The sequence below is a fragment of the Streptococcus infantis genome (assembly GCF_021497965.1).
GTDB lineage: Bacteria > Bacillota > Bacilli > Lactobacillales > Streptococcaceae > Streptococcus > Streptococcus infantis_B.
The window spans coordinates 378056-394503 of record NZ_CP046525.1 but is presented as its reverse complement, the minus strand read 5'-3'; the positions used below and the strand labels follow the sequence as shown (position 1 = coordinate 394503).

The 16448-nt window shown below is 38.9% G+C and carries 16 protein-coding genes and 1 riboswitch; of the genes, 3 read left to right on the top strand and 13 right to left on the bottom strand.

Features of this window, described 5'->3' with window-relative positions; translation table 11 throughout:
* Positions 1 to 36 precede the first annotated feature (36 nt).
* Positions 37 to 1932 (bottom strand): DUF2207 domain-containing protein, encoded by a 1896-nt coding sequence (locus GOM46_RS02040; RefSeq protein WP_235083833.1) that lies wholly within the window; start codon positions 1930 to 1932, stop codon positions 37 to 39.
* Between the two features lie 130 nt (positions 1933 to 2062).
* On the opposite strand from GOM46_RS02040, the gene GOM46_RS02035 reads away from it, so the two are divergent.
* Both GOM46_RS02035 and GOM46_RS02030 read left to right on the top strand, forming a co-directional pair.
* Positions 2063 to 3628 carry an ABC transporter substrate-binding protein/permease gene (locus tag GOM46_RS02035; protein ID WP_235083831.1) on the top strand — a complete coding sequence of 522 codons (1566 nt, stop codon included), beginning with the start codon at positions 2063 to 2065 and terminating at the stop codon, positions 3626 to 3628.
* Positions 3628 to 4368, top strand: a complete 741-nt coding sequence (locus tag GOM46_RS02030) for an amino acid ABC transporter ATP-binding protein (protein WP_235083828.1) — start codon at positions 3628 to 3630, stop codon at positions 4366 to 4368. Before GOM46_RS02035 ends, GOM46_RS02030 begins: the two co-directional genes overlap by 1 nt.
* Positions 4369 to 4452: 84 nt before the next feature.
* Here GOM46_RS02030 and GOM46_RS02025 read toward each other — a convergent pair whose 3' ends face one another.
* The 12 genes from GOM46_RS02025 to GOM46_RS01970 all read right to left on the bottom strand — a co-directional run bounded on the left by GOM46_RS02025 (position 4453) and on the right by GOM46_RS01970 (position 14682).
* The gene (locus tag GOM46_RS02025; protein WP_002893653.1) at positions 4453 to 4668 is read right to left on the bottom strand and encodes a hypothetical protein; all 216 of its coding nucleotides are present in this window, start codon (positions 4666 to 4668) and stop codon (positions 4453 to 4455) included.
* A gap of 105 nt (positions 4669 to 4773) precedes the next feature.
* Positions 4774 to 5679, bottom strand: coding sequence for an SPFH domain-containing protein (locus GOM46_RS02020; RefSeq protein ID WP_006150392.1), 906 nt, complete (start codon positions 5677 to 5679; stop codon positions 4774 to 4776).
* Positions 5680 to 5761: 82 nt separating this feature from the next.
* Positions 5762 to 7012: a threonine ammonia-lyase IlvA gene (ilvA, locus tag GOM46_RS02015; RefSeq protein ID WP_006150372.1), complete on the bottom strand. Its 1251-nt coding sequence runs from the start codon at positions 7010 to 7012 to the stop codon at positions 5762 to 5764.
* 79 nt (positions 7013 to 7091) lie between these two features.
* The gene (gene ilvC, locus GOM46_RS02010; protein WP_006150246.1) at positions 7092 to 8114 is read right to left on the bottom strand and encodes a ketol-acid reductoisomerase; all 1023 of its coding nucleotides are present in this window, start codon (positions 8112 to 8114) and stop codon (positions 7092 to 7094) included.
* A gap of 65 nt (positions 8115 to 8179) precedes the next feature.
* Positions 8180 to 8656: an acetolactate synthase small subunit gene (gene ilvN, locus GOM46_RS02005; protein ID WP_006150351.1), complete on the bottom strand. Its 477-nt coding sequence runs from the start codon at positions 8654 to 8656 to the stop codon at positions 8180 to 8182.
* On the bottom strand, positions 8649 to 10349 hold the full coding sequence (locus GOM46_RS02000) for an acetolactate synthase large subunit (protein WP_235083827.1): 1701 nt from the start codon (positions 10347 to 10349) through the stop codon (positions 8649 to 8651). Before GOM46_RS02000 ends, ilvN begins: the two co-directional genes overlap by 8 nt.
* 206 nt (positions 10350 to 10555) lie before the next feature.
* Positions 10556 to 11245, bottom strand: a complete 690-nt coding sequence (gene rplA / locus GOM46_RS01995) for a 50S ribosomal protein L1 (RefSeq protein ID WP_001085675.1) — start codon at positions 11243 to 11245, stop codon at positions 10556 to 10558.
* Positions 11246 to 11342: 97 nt separating this feature from the next.
* Positions 11343 to 11768, bottom strand: coding sequence for a 50S ribosomal protein L11 (gene rplK / locus GOM46_RS01990; RefSeq protein ID WP_001085806.1), 426 nt, complete (start codon positions 11766 to 11768; stop codon positions 11343 to 11345).
* A gap of 342 nt (positions 11769 to 12110) precedes the next feature.
* Complete coding sequence (locus tag GOM46_RS01985; RefSeq protein ID WP_235083826.1) at positions 12111 to 12530, bottom strand: ParB N-terminal domain-containing protein; 420 nt, start codon at positions 12528 to 12530, stop codon at positions 12111 to 12113.
* A gap of 27 nt (positions 12531 to 12557) precedes the next feature.
* Positions 12558 to 13208, bottom strand: a complete 651-nt coding sequence (locus tag GOM46_RS01980; RefSeq protein ID WP_006150305.1) for a phosphatase PAP2 family protein — start codon at positions 13206 to 13208, stop codon at positions 12558 to 12560.
* On the bottom strand, positions 13198 to 13761 hold the full coding sequence (locus GOM46_RS01975; protein ID WP_006150358.1) for an ECF transporter S component: 564 nt from the start codon (positions 13759 to 13761) through the stop codon (positions 13198 to 13200). The genes GOM46_RS01980 and GOM46_RS01975 overlap by 11 nt, the downstream gene beginning before the upstream one ends.
* Before the next feature lie 145 nt (positions 13762 to 13906).
* Positions 13907 to 14124, bottom strand: a riboswitch (FMN riboswitch).
* Positions 14125 to 14178: 54 nt separating this feature from the next.
* The gene (locus GOM46_RS01970; protein WP_235083825.1) at positions 14179 to 14682 is read right to left on the bottom strand and encodes a tRNA (cytidine(34)-2'-O)-methyltransferase; all 504 of its coding nucleotides are present in this window, start codon (positions 14680 to 14682) and stop codon (positions 14179 to 14181) included.
* A gap of 413 nt (positions 14683 to 15095) precedes the next feature.
* Here GOM46_RS01970 and trkA point away from each other — a divergent pair, with 413 nt between their 5' ends.
* On the top strand, positions 15096 to 16445 hold the full coding sequence (trkA, locus tag GOM46_RS01965; RefSeq protein ID WP_235083824.1) for a Trk system potassium transporter TrkA: 1350 nt from the start codon (positions 15096 to 15098) through the stop codon (positions 16443 to 16445).
* Positions 16446 to 16448: the final 3 nt, after the last annotated feature.

Genomic DNA, 16448 nt, shown 5'->3' with positions numbered 1-16448 from the left:
TTATATCATACTTTTAAAGGCTGTGTTTAGTTTTCTTTAGAAAGCACCAACACTTCCTCCGCCACCACCGCCTGAGAAACCTCCACCAGAGCTACCACTTCCGGATGATACAGAAAAAGTACTTGCTGTATTTGCGATTGCTGCATAATGGTTTATATGAGAGGTTGATGCATGAAAGTTGGTATCCCATCCACAATATACATAAAGATTCATATCTGCATTTCCAAGCTGTATGTTATGGAGCTTCATGATTTTGTTCACTTTCTTGGCACATCCGTATAGAGTTGCATAAACCAAAAGTCGATTCCAAACAACAATACTCTCTAGTTCAGCCTTCTCTAAATGGGCAATATCCCGAAGCATATTTTCAAAACTTGTCCAGAGATAAAATGCTTCTGCTCCTTCTTCATTTAAGACACCATCACGAGATGGCCCTCGTGTCGCAAAATGAACTAAGGCACTAGCAAGTAACCCCAGTAAACCGAGGGAAAGTAAAGGAATTGAGAAATAACCACAGGTTCTTAGACTATAGTAAAAAATGAGAAAGCCGATAAGTCCTGTTACAGCTGAACAGGCTTTCATTTTCTTCACAAGATTATTTTCTGTATCTGTCAAAGGACGATAGTAGCTCGGAAGTCGTAAAATTTTTACCTTGTCTCGAACACAACTTTGCATACGTTGAAGTCGTCTCTCGAAAGAACGTTTTAGATGTAATCCGAATTCTCGAATATGTTTCTCATCAGCTTCCTTAGCACCATGGAACAAAGTTGAAGAAACTTGATATTCAAGGAAAAGATCAGATAAAGCAATTTCTTTCTTAGTTGAAAGAGTCATGCGCAAGCATTCTTTTTCAAAATTAGACAAGCCTTTTTCATTATTAATTTTTATCCATGGTTCCTCTTCACCCTGAAAAATGGATAAATGCCCGCGATCGACTAAGTCTAGCAAGGTTGCTTGGATTAATTGTTCAAAGGTGAACTTACCAAACTTATGCTTATTTAGGGGACTAACTTCCTCTAAGGAGGTTGAATAAATGGCTTCTGCCAAAACCATTGGAGGTAAGTCCATTGGAGGTTCGTAGAGACGATGATTCTTTGGATATACCTTTTTAAGAGTCGTATGCTGACGAAATTCTCTATAATAGTGGACCGTTACTAGTAAGAGAGTAATACAGAAGATTGGGAAAATCCATTTTATCATGACATTCGCCTGCACTTTATTGGCTTTTATTTCTACTTCAACTCTTTTGAAGTTACTTAAATCATCTTCATTCAACTCTTGACTCGGAGCACTTGAGAAAGCTTCTCTCGGCCAATAGGCATGAAGTTCAATCTGACGTTTTTTAGGAAGATTTTTCATCTTAACCCAGTAGATATCATTTACTTTCTCGACACTTCCCTCGTTGAGGAGTTTGCCAGTATGAAAAAAGAGTTTCTCTGCAGGACTATCTGAAGTTACTCGAAATTCTAAATCTTTGATATCTCCTGAACTATCTGTCAGTGGTTGCCAATTTAGCTCCGCGATATCGTTATACAAAAAGAGAATATTTGACAGTTGCCAGGTAACGGTTACCCGAACAGTATCTCCTGCATTTCCTGGATTAAGAACGAAGACCTTGTAGCCATCCTCTTCTTCCTTAGTATATGAGAGAACATCCTGAATGATTTGCCCATTTTTAGATACAAGGACAGTTGGGTCATCATCTATATCAAATCCTTTTGGCATTTTCCCTGCTTTACCGAGACCAATCAATTGACCATTAAAATCATCTTTAAAATGGTAGGTAATTGTTTCTTTGAAAACTGCTGTATTATCTGCATGAATATTCAAATCTCCCTTATAGGATAAAATATCAAAGTCTACAGCAAAAACCAAGCGCGGTACAAAAAGGAAACAGGTAAATATCAAAGCCAATAGCCATTTCTTTTTCATCTTACACTGCCTTCCAAGTTTTTTCACTATTATATCATTTTTTACAAGTAAAGGTTTACTTGTATTGAAAATCTCACCATTTTTAGATACAATAGAGGGAGCTATTTTTAGACTAGAAATAGGAGAAAACATGAAAAAATTATGCTTATCTATCCTTGCTAGCCTAGCCCTTTCTCTAGGACTAGTTAGCCAGGTCCAAGCCGATGAATATTTACGCATCGGAATGGAGGCAGCTTACGCACCTTTTAACTGGACTCAGGATGATGACAGTAACGGTGCTGTCAAAATCGATGGAACCAATCAATATGCCAACGGGTATGATGTCCAAATAGCTAAAAAGATTGCTAAGGACCTCGGCAAAGAACCTTTGGTTGTAAAAACTAAATGGGAAGGACTCGTTCCAGCCCTTACCTCTGGTAAAATCGATATGATTATTGCAGGTATGAGCCCAACTGCTGAACGAAAACAAGAAATTGCCTTCTCAAGCAGCTACTACACTAGCGAACCAGTACTTTTGGTCAAGAAGGATTCTGCCTATGCTAATGCTAAATCACTAGAGGATTTTAGCGGAGCAAAAATCACTTCTCAACAAGGTGTTTACCTTTATGACTTGATTTCACAAATCTCAGGTGCTAAGAAAGAAACTGCTATGGGTGATTTTGCGCAAATGCGACAAGCTCTTGAAGCTGGGGTCATCGATGCCTATGTCTCTGAACGTCCAGAAGCCTTAACTGCCGAGTCAGCAAACGCTACGTTTAAAATGATTCAACCTGAACCTGGCTTTAAAACTGGGGAGGAAGATACATCTATCGCTATCGGTTTACGTAAAGACGACGAACGTATCAGTCAAATCAACGCTAGCATTGAAACCATTTCTAAAGAAGAACAAGTTGCGCTAATGGATCGTATGATCAAAGAGCAACCTGCCGAATCTACAACAACTGAAGAAAGCAATAGTAATTTCTTTGGCCAAGTTGCTAAAATTCTATCTGAGAACTGGCAACAACTCTTGCGTGGTGCAGGTATTACTCTTCTCATTTCCATTATCGGTACTATCGTCGGTCTCATCATTGGTCTTGCTATCGGTGTCTTCCGTACTGCACCTCAATCTGAAAATCAATTTATCTACGTAATCCAAAATCTACTTGGCTGGATTCTCAACGTCTATATTGAAATTTTCCGTGGTACTCCTATGATTGTACAAGCCATGGTTATCTACTATGGTACTGCACAAGCCTTTGGTATCAACCTAGACCGAACACTGGCTGCTATCTTTATCGTTTCTATCAATACGGGTGCCTACATGACAGAAATCGTCCGTGGTGGTATTCTGGCTGTTGATAAGGGACAATTCGAAGCGGCAACTGCACTTGGTATGACTCATAATCAAACCATGCGTAAGATTGTTTTGCCTCAAGTTGTTCGAAATATTCTACCAGCAACTGGTAATGAGTTCGTCATCAACATCAAGGATACTTCTGTATTGAATGTTATCTCTGTTGTAGAACTTTACTTCTCAGGAAATACAGTAGCAACACAAACCTACCAATACTTCCAAACCTTTACCATCATCGCAGTTATTTACTTTGTCCTTACCTTTACAGTAACGCGTATTCTCCGTTACATTGAAAAACGTATGGATATGGATACCTACACAACAGGTGCTAACCAAATGCAAACGGAGGATTTGAAATAATGAATCAACCCATTCTTGAAATCAAACACCTCAAAAAATCCTATGGACAAAACGAGGTCCTAAAAGACATCTCCCTCACTATTCATAAAGGAGAAGTGATTTCTATCATCGGAAGTTCCGGTAGTGGTAAATCAACCTTCCTACGTTCTATCAACCTTCTCGAAACTCCAACTGAAGGTGAAATCCTTTATCACGGTGAAAACGTCCTTGAAAAAGGATATAACCTTACTCACTACCGTGAAAAACTAGGTATGGTTTTCCAGTCCTTTAATCTTTTTGAAAATCTCAATGTTCTCGAAAATACGATTGTGGCACAGACAACTGTTCTCAAACGTGACCACTCAGAGGCAGAGAAAATTGCAAAAGAAAACCTTGAAAAGGTTGGTATGGGAGAACGTTTCTGGCAAGCCAAACCAAAGCAACTTTCTGGTGGTCAAAAGCAACGTGTGGCTATTGCTCGTGCTCTTTCTATGAATCCTGATGCCATTCTCTTTGACGAGCCTACATCAGCCCTCGACCCTGAAATGGTCGGTGAAGTTCTCAAAATCATGCAAGAACTAGCTCAAGAAGGCTTGACTATGATCGTTGTAACCCACGAAATGGAATTTGCTCGCGATGTATCAAACCGTGTTATCTTTATGGATAAGGGGGTTATTGCAGAAGAAGGCAAACCTGAAGAGCTATTTACCAATCCTAAAGAAGAACGCACCAAAGAATTTTTACAACGCTATCTTGGATAATCAAAAAAGACTGCAACCTGCAGTCTTTTTATATTTCCTAAAATGAAAAGGCAGGTTCTTTTCGAACCTGCCTATATCCAAAGACTAATCTTCAAATTTTTCATGATTTTTGTCGTAGAAATCAATTAAGCCGAGGGCTGTTTCAAAGGAAATGTTTTTAACTTTTGCACGTCCTTGAGCTAAAGCAATGATAGACATTTCACGTGCATTTGTTTCCTTAGAAATACGATACCCTGTGATTTTTTTATCACGAACCCAGCTAACAACTGATTCTACTTTTTCAAAGTTAGACTTAGCCATGTTATTCTCCTATTTTTTTCTTTGCGCTATTTCATTCTATATGTTTTTATAAGTATTGTCAATAAAAACGCATACATACACTGAATTAAAGCGCTCAGAACACAATTATTTGGCTTTTAAAGCCGATAATATATGGGTCCGTATATCTTCAACTCCATTAGGATTTGCTGGCAAGAATATAGTATTATTTCCTTGTTTGTCTGCAAAATTATTCAATGTATCTAAATACTGATTGGTTAATAGGATTGACATAATTTGTTCTTCAGTTAATTCGACATTAGCTCCTTTTAACTCTTTAATAGAATCAGCAAGTCCATCAACAATTGCTTTCCGCTGCTCTGCGATCCCCACACCATGAAGACGATCTTTTTCTGCCTCAGCTTCTGCCGCTGTAACGATCTTTATTTTGTCTGCTTCAGCCAATTCTTGAGCGGCCACTCTCTTACGTTGAGCTGCATTGATTTCGTTCATTGATTGTTTGACTTCTGCATCCGGCTCAACTTTGGTAATGAGCGTCTTAACGATAATATACCCATACGTTGACATTTCTTCCGCTACTTGTTTTTGAACTTCTAATGCAATTTCATCTTTTTTCTCAAACAATTCATCCAAAGTTAATCTAGGAACAGATGAGCGTAATGCATCTTCAATATAAGATTTAATTTGAGCTTCCGGTCTCATCAATTTATAGTAAGCATCTGTAACGTTTTGCTCATTTACACGGTATTGAGTTGCGACATTCATGGTCACAAAAACGTTATCTTGGGTTTTGGTTTCAACTACGATTTCACTTTGTAAAAGGCGTAGCTGTACACGAGCTGCAATTTTGTCAATGCCAAATGGTGCTCGCAGATGAATACCACTATTACTTAACTTTTGATATTTACCAAATCGTTCGATAATGGCAACAGATTGTTGACGAACGACATAAACAGAACTTACTAAAGTAACTCCCACAATAAGCATTAGAATTAATACAACAAGTATAACTGGTAAAACTGGTAAAACCATGGGAATCTCCCCCTTTCTTCACTTACATTATAGCACTCGTATATAGGTTAGGCAAATGATATGATAAAAATTTTATAGTATATTAAACAAGCATATTATATAGAGTTTCGTTCCCATTTAAGTTAATATAAGACGGATCGAATTTTTCCATTCGATGAATCAAACCCGCATAATCATGCTTGTTAGCAAGAGCAATCCCGATTAAGACTGGTCCTGTTCCCTTGCTGGCACGTTTAATATACTCAAAACGAGTGATATCATCATTTGGCCCCAAGATATCATTTACAAATTCTCGAAGAGCCCCTGGACGTTGTGGGAAGTTGACTACAAAGTAATGCTTGATACCATCGTAAATCAAGGCACGCTCTTCCATCTCTGGCATACGGTTGATATCGTTATTTCCTCCAGAAATGATACAACAAATAGTCTTTCCTTTTATATAGTCTGACAGTACTTCCAGAGCCGCCACACTAGCAGCACCAGCAGGCTCAGCCACAATCCCTTGTTTAGAATAAAGATCTATCAAGGTCTCAGAGATTAAGCCTTCATCCACTCCGATTAGCGTTTCAACATTTTTACGGGTTGCTTCATAGGTCAATTGTCCAACCTTCTGCACAGCGATCCCGTCTGCAAACTTATCAATTTCTTTGAGTTTAACGGGACCTCCAGCCTCAAATGCCGCCTTCATGGAACGAGCTCCGTTAGCTTCTACACCAAGAACTTCAATAGCAGGATTCGTTTCCTTTATATAAGTAGAAACTCCTGCAATGAGTCCTCCACCTCCTACAGGAACCAAGACAGTATCAAAATCAATGGATTCTTTTCGCGCTTCTTCTAAAATTTCATAAGCTACTGTTCCTTGTCCTGCTTGAACATAAGGATCATCAAAAGGATCAATAAAGGTACGATTTTCAGCGACTGTAAACTCTTGAGCAGCCTTGGCAGATGCATCAAAGGTATCTCCTACCAACTTAATCGTTACAAAATCACCACCAAAGAAACGAACCTGACCAATTTTTTGTTGAGGTGTTGTAATTGGCATAAAGATTGTTGCAGGAATCTTCATCTCATTACATGTGTAAGCAACTCCTTGGGCGTGATTTCCCGCTGAAGCACACACTACACCACGTTCGCGTTCTTCTTTGTTTAATTGTGAAATCGCATAATAAGCACCACGAATCTTAAATGACCGAACACGTTGAGCATTTTCTTTCTTGAGATAAATTTTAGCTCCGTATTTCTCTGATAAGTAATGATCATATTCTAACGGTGTATTGACTACTACACCACACAATACTTTATGGGCTTTTACCACATCTTTTGCACTAAGCATAATCTTCTCCTTAATTCGTTTTCAAGATAAAAAGCGGGTTAGGTACCCCCAACTCGCCTTCTATCTTTATTCTCAAAAATTAGTTGTAGATTTTGAATGCGTCATCGTCGTTTTTACCAACAAATGGCATTGCTTTACGCAATTCTGCACCAACCTTTTCAATTTCAAGGTTAGCAGCTTGTTCACGGTAAGCAGTCAATTTTGGACGACCAGCTTTGTAGTCGTTCACAAAGTCGTTGGCAAATTTACCATTTTGGATATCAGTAAGAACGGCTTTCATGTTTTCTTTGACTTGTTCAGTGATCACACGTGGACCTGAAACGTAGTCACCGTATTCAGCTGTGTTAGAGATTGATTGACGCATTTTCTTGAATCCACCTTCGTAGATCAAGTCAACGATCAATTTCATTTCGTGAAGCACTTCGAAGTAAGCCAATTCTGGAGCGTATCCAGCTTCAGTCAAGACTTCAAAACCAGCTTCGATAAGGGCAGTCAAACCACCGCAAAGAACTGCTTGTTCACCAAACAAATCTTCTTCAGTTTCTTCTTTGTATGTTGTTTCAAGAAGACCTACACGCGCTGCACCAACACCTTTACACCAGTCCATAGCGATGTCTTTAGCATTTCCTGTAGCATCTTGGTATACGGCGTAAAGCGCTGGAACACCAAATCCTTCTTCGTAAGTACGACGTACCAAGTGTCCTGGTCCTTTAGGAGCACACATGAAGACATCAACATCTGCAGGAACTTTGATGAATTCGAAGTGGATGTTGAAACCATGTGCAAAACCAACTGCATTTCCAGCTTCCAAGTTTGGAGCGATTTCTGCCTCGTACAATTCTTGTTGAATTTCGTCTGGAGCCAAAATCATGATAACATCAGCCAATTTAGTTGCTTCTGCTACTGTGTAAGTATCAAAACCATCTTCTTTAGCTTTATCAAATGATTTACCTGGACGAACGCCGATAATCACATCGTGACCTGAATCACGCAAATTTTGAGCATGCGCATGTCCTTGTGAACCATAACCGATAACGGCGATTTTTTTACCGTCAAGTGCTGCTACTTTTACATCTTTTTCGTATTCCATTTGAACTGCCATAGTTTTTTCTCTCTTTTCTATTTTTATTGCCTGATAGGCTAAATTAACAAATTTAGATTGGATTTTTAATCACGGGTAAATCCAGTTGCACCCGTACGAGCAATATTCTTGATACCGTATGGTCGAATGACACGAATCAAAGCTTCACTCTTTTCTGCATTTCCCGTCATCTGAACGGTAATGGAGCTTGGAGCTACATCGACTACAGTTGCACGGAAAGGTTGAATGATTGCCAAAATTTCTGCTCGCTTCTCAGCTGGTGCAGCAATCTTAACCAAGATAACTTCTCGCTCTAGGTGAGGTTTATCAGTGATATCGCGAACACGGATAACATCGACCTGACGGTTAAGTTGTTTGATAATTTGCTCTACTTCATCATTCGATGCGACATCAATGATAATAGTAATTCGTGATACATTAGGATTCTCCGTTGCACCCACAGAAATACTTTCGATATTAACTTGACGTCTCGACAAGACCCCTGTAAAGCGATTGAGAACACCTGAACGGTTTTGAAGTTTGGCTGTTAACATTCTACGCATTAAACTTCACCCCCAACATCTCATGATTGCTTTTACCAGCTGGTACCATCGGTAAGACATGCTCTTTACGAGAAATATCTACTTCGATAAACATTGGTACATCCTCTTTGATGACTTCCAAATCCTTCTCTAAGGTTTCAGGATTGTCAAATTTATAATTTTTAATCCCGTACGCCTGAGCCATTAATTGGAAATCAGGAAGGCTATCAAAGACTGACTCCGACGTTCGACCATCATAGAAAGCTTCTTGCCATTGACGAACCATACCCAGCGAGTGATTGTTAAGCATGATAACCTTAATTGGAATCTTATAGATATTCAAGATTGCCAATTCCTGATTGGTCATTTGGAAACCACCATCACCGACGAAAAGAACAACTTCTTTATCTGGATTAGCAATCTTTGCCCCGATGGCTGCAGGAACTCCGAATCCCATGGTTCCTAGACCACCTGAGGTTACCAATTGACGCTCATTTTGGTAAGGATAGTATTGAGCTGTCCACATTTGGTGTTGACCGACGTCTGTTACAACAATGGCGTCCCCCTTGGTCAACTCACCGATGCGTTCAATGACTGCTTGCGGTTGGACGACCCGTTCTTTCTTATCATAAGATCGAACACGATTTTTATCTTTTGTGACCTTTTCAATCCATTTTTCAGTATTGTTATGAACAACTGGTTCTGCAAGTAATTGTTGTAAGGCTTTTTTAGCATCACCAACAACTGGGATATCGACTGTGATAATCTTTCCAATCTCTGCAGGATCAATATCAATATGCGCTACTTTAGCCTTCTTAGCAAAAGTCTTAGGATTTCCAGTCAAGCGGTCATCAAAACGACAACCAATAGAAATCATAAAATCTGCTTCTGTCATGGCAATGTTAGCTGCAAAGGAACCATGCATTCCACCCATCCCCAAAAACAGTGGGTGGCTAGTTGCAATTGTCCCTTGTCCCAAAAGACTGGTTACAACCGGAATTTGATACCGTTCTGCAAATTCAATCAACTCTGCGGCAGCCTCTGCGTAACTGATTCCACCACCAGCAAGTAATACTGGTTTTTTAGCTTTAGATAACTGCTTCAAGATTTTCTTGATTTGCATCTCATTTGGCTCAACGGTTGGTTGATAACTTGGTAAGATTACTTCTGGTGAGTAGATGAAATCAGTCTCAAGCGCAGAAACATCTTTTGGTAAATCAATGACGACTGGACCTGGACGACCTGTTGTCGCAATATGCACCGCCTCTGTGATCACACGTGGAATATCTGCTGTTTCACGAACCTGATAATTGTACTTGGTAATTGGCATGGTAATACCGACAATATCCGCTTCTTGGAAGGCGTCTTTACCGATACCAGCTCTTGCCACTTGTCCTGTGAAAACCAAAAGAGGAACACTGTCACTCATAGCATCTGCAATACCCGTAATGGCATTTGTAGCTCCCGGTCCACTTGTGACGACTGCAACACCAAGTTTTCCTGTTGACTTAGCATAACCTTCAGCTTCATGAAGACATCCTTGTTCATGGCGCCCTAAAATATGACGAATGCCTTTAAAATTATAAATAGCATCATACAAAGGCAATACGGCTCCACCTGGATAACCAAAAATCGTATCAATTCCTAAATCACGGAGTGTTTCCAAAACAAGTTCTGATCCCGACTTTGTTGAATCTAAAATGATTTTCTCCATTGTTCCCCTTTCTGTTCTCTTAAAATGACTTGTTTCTATAATACCATTTTTTCAAAAATTTTCAAGACAAAAGAAGAAATTTTCTGAATTTTCTATCTAGATGCTTTACAATATCAAATCGATTCCAAAGTTTATCCGTGTTTTTAACATTTTCATAGAAAAAAAGGTTGAGACTTATCGTCTTCAACCTTTTTACAAATTACTAATTAAAGTGAGTTTACATCAACCTTGATACCAACACCTTGAGTAGTTGTGATAGTCAAGTTTGTTACGTAAGTACCTTTAGCTGTAGCTGGTTTAGCTTTTTGAATTGTTTCGTTGAAAGCTTTGAAGTTTTCAACCAATTTTTCAGCTTCAAATGATACTTTACCGATGATTGCTTGAACGTTACCTGCACGGTCAGCACGGTAAGTAATTTTACCACCTTTAGACTCTTCAACTGCTTTCGCAACATCCATTGTTACAGTACCAGTTTTAGGGTTTGGCATCAAGTTACGTGGTCCAAGGACACGTCCAAGACGCCCAACAAGAGCCATCATATCAGGTGTAGCGATAACTACGTCGAAGTCCAACCAACCGTCGTTGATTTTAGCAACAAGGTCATCTTCACCTACGAAGTCTGCTCCAGCAGCTTTCGCTTCTTCTGCTTTAGCACCACGTGCGAAAACAAGAACGCGTGAAGTTTTACCAGTACCGTTTGGCAATACCATTGCTCCACGGATTTGTTGGTCAGCTTTTTTAACGTCGATGTTCAAGTTGTAAGCAACTTCTACAGTTGCGTCAAATTTTGCAAAGTTAGTTTCCTTTGCAAGTGCTACAGCTTCTTCTACGCTGTATGCTTTTGTGCTGTCGATTTTCTCAAGTGCAGCACGAAGTTGTTTGCTTTTTTTAGCCATTTTCTATTCTCCTTGTAAGTGGTTCAATCGATTTTCATCTCCCACGTCACTTCTCGAAATGATGAAGTCTTGCGGGTTATATTGGGGATGTTATTGATTAGTCAACAACAGTGAATCCCATAGAACGAGCAGTACCTTCAATCATACGCATTGCAGACTCAATGTTTGCTGCGTTCAAATCTGGCATCTTAGTTTCTGCAATTTCTTGTACTTGTGCACGAGTAACTGTAGCAACTTTAGTTTTGTTAGGTGTACCTGATCCTTTTTCAACACCTGCAGCTTTTTTCAAAAGAACAGCAGCTGGTGGTGTCTTAGTGATGAAAGTAAATGATTTATCTTCGTATACTGAGATAACAACTGGAATAATCATACCAGCTTGATCAGCTGTACGAGCGTTGAACTCTTTTGTGAATCCCATGATGTTGATACCAGCTTGACCAAGAGCAGGTCCAACTGGTGGAGCTGGTGTAGCTTTACCAGCAGGGATTTGCAATTTTACAAGTTTTTCGACTTTTTTAGCCATTTTTAAATCCTCCTTTGTGGTTTTGGCGGTAATTTAAAGATTTTTACCTCCCACAAGTATGTTTTACACATACCCTACTATTATACACTAATCTTTCTCAAATGCAAGAGAAAAATTCTATTTTTAGGGAAATTTTATAACTGAATTTGCCTATCATTTCGATTTTAAAAGTTTTGCAAACTATAAATTAAAAAATCGCCCTATTCTTGAGCGATTATAAGGGATACTAAATTTAGTAGGAGTCCAGTTTCAAGAGAAAGCTAATCCCATTTTCAGATCTTCTACTCTCCACAAAATCAAGGGACTCAAACATTTTCTGAAGGCGTGATTGAAATCAAAGAACTATCTATCTGAATGATTTTTGTCATCATTTTCTACTCCTAATACTAGCTCCGCTGCTTGATTAAAACCATCACACCAGTTATACCATTTTGCCTCATATTCATCTTGAGGTAAGATACGATTTTTTAGATCTAAAATAGAGTAAATCTTTCTTTCCTCACAAGCTTGCGCATAAAGATGATATAGTTCATCACCACCATCTTTATCAAACTCAGCAGAAATCGTATCCTGACCTAGCAACAATGCCTGATAAGCTCTGTGATGCCCGTCTGTAATTAGCAAGCGATTTCCAAATGCAAGAACACTGATTGGATTAATACTTGGCTTTTCTACCGACTGATAAAGCATCTGAATATCTTGCAACTTCTTCTCTGATAAGTAAAGTTGACTCGGATGAAGATCCTTTATGTTGACTTCCATTTCTTTCTCCTCAAGAGAATTTGATACCTACTTCTGCTTACCTGTAAATCTCCACTGAAAGCGCAGCTTGTCGTAAAAAGGAAACTCAATAAACAAGATTCCTAGACCTAGACTCAGGCTTGCCAGAACATCTGATGGATAATGGACACCAAGATAAACTCTAGAGACAAGAACACTAACTAGGTAAAGTCCTAATAGTCCTTGTAAAGCTAGCTTTGTAGTAGTGTTTTTCACTCTCTGACCTAGGATAATGATCAAGGAACCGATGAGTAAAGTCACCGCCAGTGAATGCCCACTTGGGAAAGAAAAACCCTTTTCCTCCACTAAATGTAAAATATCTGGTCGTGGACGTTGATACAGGTGTTTTAAAGACACAATTAAAATACCAGCCAGACCAAGATTCCCAGCTACCAATAGGCTCTCAGTTTTCCACTTTTTCAGGTAAAAGATAGCAATCAAAATAATAGCCCAACTAATGACAATAGGTAAATCAATCAGACGTGTAATTCCACGAAAAATCAAAGTTAAGGTCTCGGGTAAATCACCTCGAATAGCTGTTTGAACCGAGGAGTCCAATGTTACCAGTTGCTCTGGATAAAACTTAACGACATAACCCAGAATTACAAATAGTAAAAGGGCAAAAGAGCCCTTTGTTAAATATGTTTGTTTATCTTTCATAACGTTTTAAAGTTACCTTTAAGAAGACATAAATCAACCAAAATGCTAGTGCAAAGATAACACCTTCAATTAAGTTAAAAGGTAAAACCATTGTCAACAGATAGTTGCTTAGTCCTAGAATTTTCTCAATATCAAAATTAGCAAATTTAGAATATAATGGAACTGCATACACATAGTTAAGAACTAGCATAGCCAAGGTCAAACCAATTGTACCAGCTAGGGAAGCTAAAGCGAAACGAATTGGTGTTCGATCTTTTTTCCAAATCAAACCAAATGCAAGAACAAAAACTCCTAAAGCCACAATATTCATCGGCAAACCGATATAGGTGCTGACTCCTTGATTGTTTAAAATCAACTTAAGCAAGGAACGAAGTAAAATTATCACAAAAGCTGCGGGTAAATCAAGCACAATCAAACCTACTAAAACTGGTAAGATACTGAACTCAACTCTTAAAAAGGACGCCGCAGGCAAGAGTGGAAAGTCAAAGTACATCAACACAAATGAAAGTGCTGATAAAATTGCAATGGTCGAAAGTCGACGTGTGTTTGTCATAACAGGTTCCTCCAATTTTCTATAAAATCAGAAGAAGTTGGAAAGTCCCACTCTATCTATCCACTCAACTATATCAAAAACAATCTATTGGTCAAAACACCAAAAGAACTTCCTATATATTTAAGTGGAATAGATAAAATCATTCTTTCGTCTTCTCCCATCCAGACTATACTGTCGGTTGTGGAATCACACCACATCAGCTTGCGCTCGCGGACTTCTTTAACTAAGATATTTGGGATTAATCTAGGCGTTGCAGTCGAAGATAATACTAAAGTATATCGAGACAAGACAACGACGAGTAAGCCGAAATAGCTAGTTAAAGTCACCGCCGGTCGGGAATTACACCCAGCCCTGAAGACCCTTTTATCATAACAAAAAATGCTTGCAAGTGCAAGCATTAAGTATTCGCTTTCATGATTATTTCAACTTGTCAGTCTCATAGATATGAACCAAGTCCAAACCAGCAAAATTCTGTTGACGTAGAGCTTCGTATACGATCATACAAACAGTATTCGAAACATTGAGACTACGAACATGTTCATCATTCATAGGAATTCTGAGAGCTTTTTCAGGATGTTCACGCATAAATGCCTCAGGCAAGCCCTTATCTTCACGACCAAAGAGAAAATAATGATTTCCTTCAATAGTAAAATCAGCATCTGAATAGACCTTTTCTGCAAACTTGGAAATCAAGTAGAGTTGTCCATTCATTTTTCCCATAAATTCATCTAGACTATCATAGAAATAAATATCAAGTTTGTCCCAATAGTCCAGCCCAGCTCGTTTCATTTTACGATCGTCAATAGGAAAACCCATCGGTTTGATGATATGTAGGGGAGAATTGGTTGCTGCACAAGTACGCGCAATATTTCCTGTATTTTGTGGAATCTGAGGTTCAAATAATACAATGTGGTTTGTCATAACTTGCTTCCTTTTATCATTGCAAAAAAATAGCCACACTGCCCGGAGTCAAGCTCAGCAAACAGCGTGGTTAAGGTATCGTTAACTTACCTCACAACAGGTTTGAAGTAAATCAGCGAAACTACTTTTCTAGTATATCACTTTCAGCCTGATTGTCAATAGAAATGTCTTGATTTTTTCATTTTTTTGCAAACATATTTACAAAAGTTCTACAAGCTCCACTGAGCCACTTTTATCATGGATTTAGCTTGTGTTAAAAATTTGGTCAATATGTACTCTTCCTTAATAGAATATTTATTTAACTTTGGATGTTAATCCGATTCCTCATAAGAGGAAATCAATCGGTTGTTTAGTGCAATTTTTACAAAAAAAAGGTATGATAGAGACATAATGAAAAAGTAGGTTATTTAACTATGAAAATTATTCTTGTCGGAGGGGGAAAAGTCGGTTCTGCCCTTTGTCGTTCGCTTGTTGCTGACAACCATGACGTTGTCTTGATTGAACAGAACGAAACTGTTTTAAATTACATGACAAGTCGCTTTGATATTATCGGTATCGCAGGAAACGGTGCTGACTTTGCTATGTTAGAGGCAGCCAATGTTCAAGACTGCGATATTTTCATCGCCATGACACAGTATGATGAAGTTAACATGGTTTCAGCCGTTCTCGCTAAAAAAATGGGAGCCAAAGAAACCATCGTTCGTGTTCGTAATCCTGAATATTCTAATCCTTACTTTAAAGAAAAAAATATTCTCGGATTTTCACTCATTGTAAATCCAGAACTCCTAGCTGCTCGTGCCATTGCAAATATCATTGACTTCCCGAACGCTCTATCCGTTGAACGTTTCGTGGGTGGCTTGGTTAGCCTGATGGAATTCGTCGTTCGAGAAGATAGCAATATTTGTCAGATGTCCATTGCTGATTTTCGTAAAAAGTTCGATAATGTTATCGTCTGTGCCATCGAACGTGATCATAAACTGATGATTCCTAGCGGAGATGTTGTTTTAGAAGATAAAGACCGCATCTTTGTAACAGGACATCGTGTCGATATGATGCTCTTCCACAATTATCTCAAGTCCAGAGTTGTTAAGAGCTTGCTTATCATTGGGGCTGGTAAGATTGCATACTACCTACTAGGTATTTTAAAAGACAGTCGAATCGACACAAAAGTAATCGAGGTCAACCAAGAAAGAGCTGCCTTCTTTAGTGAAAAATTCCCTAAACTTTATATCGTTCAAGGGGATGGAACAACTAAAGACACGCTCTTAGAAGAAAGTGCTCAGAACTACGATGCTGTTGCCACTCTGACTGGAGTCGACGAGGAAAACATCATTACATCTATGTTCTTGGATAGTATTGGCGTTCAAAAAAACATTACCAAAGTTAACCGTACTAGTCTCTTGGAAATTATCCACGCGACGGATTTCTCAAGCATCATCACGCCTAAGACAATCGCTGTTGACACTATCATGCACTTTATCCATGGTCGTGTAAATGCACAATATTCTGACCTTCAAGCTATGCACCACCTTGCAAATGGCCAGATAGAAACCCTTCAGTTCTTAATTAAGGAAGCAAACAAGATGACAGGCAAACCCTTGTCTCAACTGAAGCTCAAAAAAGATGTCTTGATTGCCGCCATTATCCGGAACGGAAAAACAATCTTCCCAACTGGAGAAGATACGCTCCAAGTCGGTGATAAGCTAGTGGTCATCACTTTGCTATCAAACATCACCAAGATTTATGATTTGATAGAGAGGTAAGCT

Bases quoted from the DNA above. Each gene is read 5' to 3' on its own strand.
- GOM46_RS02040 (WP_235083833.1), bottom strand. From the start codon at position 1,932: ATGAAAAAGAAATGGCTATTGGCTTTGATATTTACCTGTTTCCTTTTT.
- GOM46_RS02035 (WP_235083831.1), top strand. From the start codon at position 2,063: ATGAAAAAATTATGCTTATCTATCCTTGCTAGCCTAGCCCTTTCTCTA.
- GOM46_RS02030 (WP_235083828.1), top strand. From the start codon at position 3,628: ATGAATCAACCCATTCTTGAAATCAAACACCTCAAAAAATCCTATGGA.
- GOM46_RS02025 (WP_002893653.1), bottom strand. From the start codon at position 4,668: ATGGCTAAGTCTAACTTTGAAAAAGTAGAATCAGTTGTTAGCTGGGTT.
- GOM46_RS02020 (WP_006150392.1), bottom strand. From the start codon at position 5,679: ATGGTTTTACCAGTTTTACCAGTTATACTTGTTGTATTAATTCTAATG.
- ilvA (WP_006150372.1), bottom strand. From the start codon at position 7,012: ATGCTTAGTGCAAAAGATGTGGTAAAAGCCCATAAAGTATTGTGTGGT.
- ilvC (WP_006150246.1), bottom strand. From the start codon at position 8,114: ATGGCAGTTCAAATGGAATACGAAAAAGATGTAAAAGTAGCAGCACTT.
- ilvN (WP_006150351.1), bottom strand. From the start codon at position 8,656: ATGCGTAGAATGTTAACAGCCAAACTTCAAAACCGTTCAGGTGTTCTC.
- GOM46_RS02000 (WP_235083827.1), bottom strand. From the start codon at position 10,349: ATGGAGAAAATCATTTTAGATTCAACAAAGTCGGGATCAGAACTTGTT.
- rplA (WP_001085675.1), bottom strand. From the start codon at position 11,245: ATGGCTAAAAAAAGCAAACAACTTCGTGCTGCACTTGAGAAAATCGAC.
- rplK (WP_001085806.1), bottom strand. From the start codon at position 11,768: ATGGCTAAAAAAGTCGAAAAACTTGTAAAATTGCAAATCCCTGCTGGT.
- GOM46_RS01985 (WP_235083826.1), bottom strand. From the start codon at position 12,530: ATGGAAGTCAACATAAAGGATCTTCATCCGAGTCAACTTTACTTATCA.
- GOM46_RS01980 (WP_006150305.1), bottom strand. From the start codon at position 13,208: ATGAAAGATAAACAAACATATTTAACAAAGGGCTCTTTTGCCCTTTTA.
- GOM46_RS01975 (WP_006150358.1), bottom strand. From the start codon at position 13,761: ATGACAAACACACGTCGACTTTCGACCATTGCAATTTTATCAGCACTT.
- GOM46_RS01970 (WP_235083825.1), bottom strand. From the start codon at position 14,682: ATGACAAACCACATTGTATTATTTGAACCTCAGATTCCACAAAATACA.
- trkA (WP_235083824.1), top strand. From the start codon at position 15,096: ATGAAAATTATTCTTGTCGGAGGGGGAAAAGTCGGTTCTGCCCTTTGT.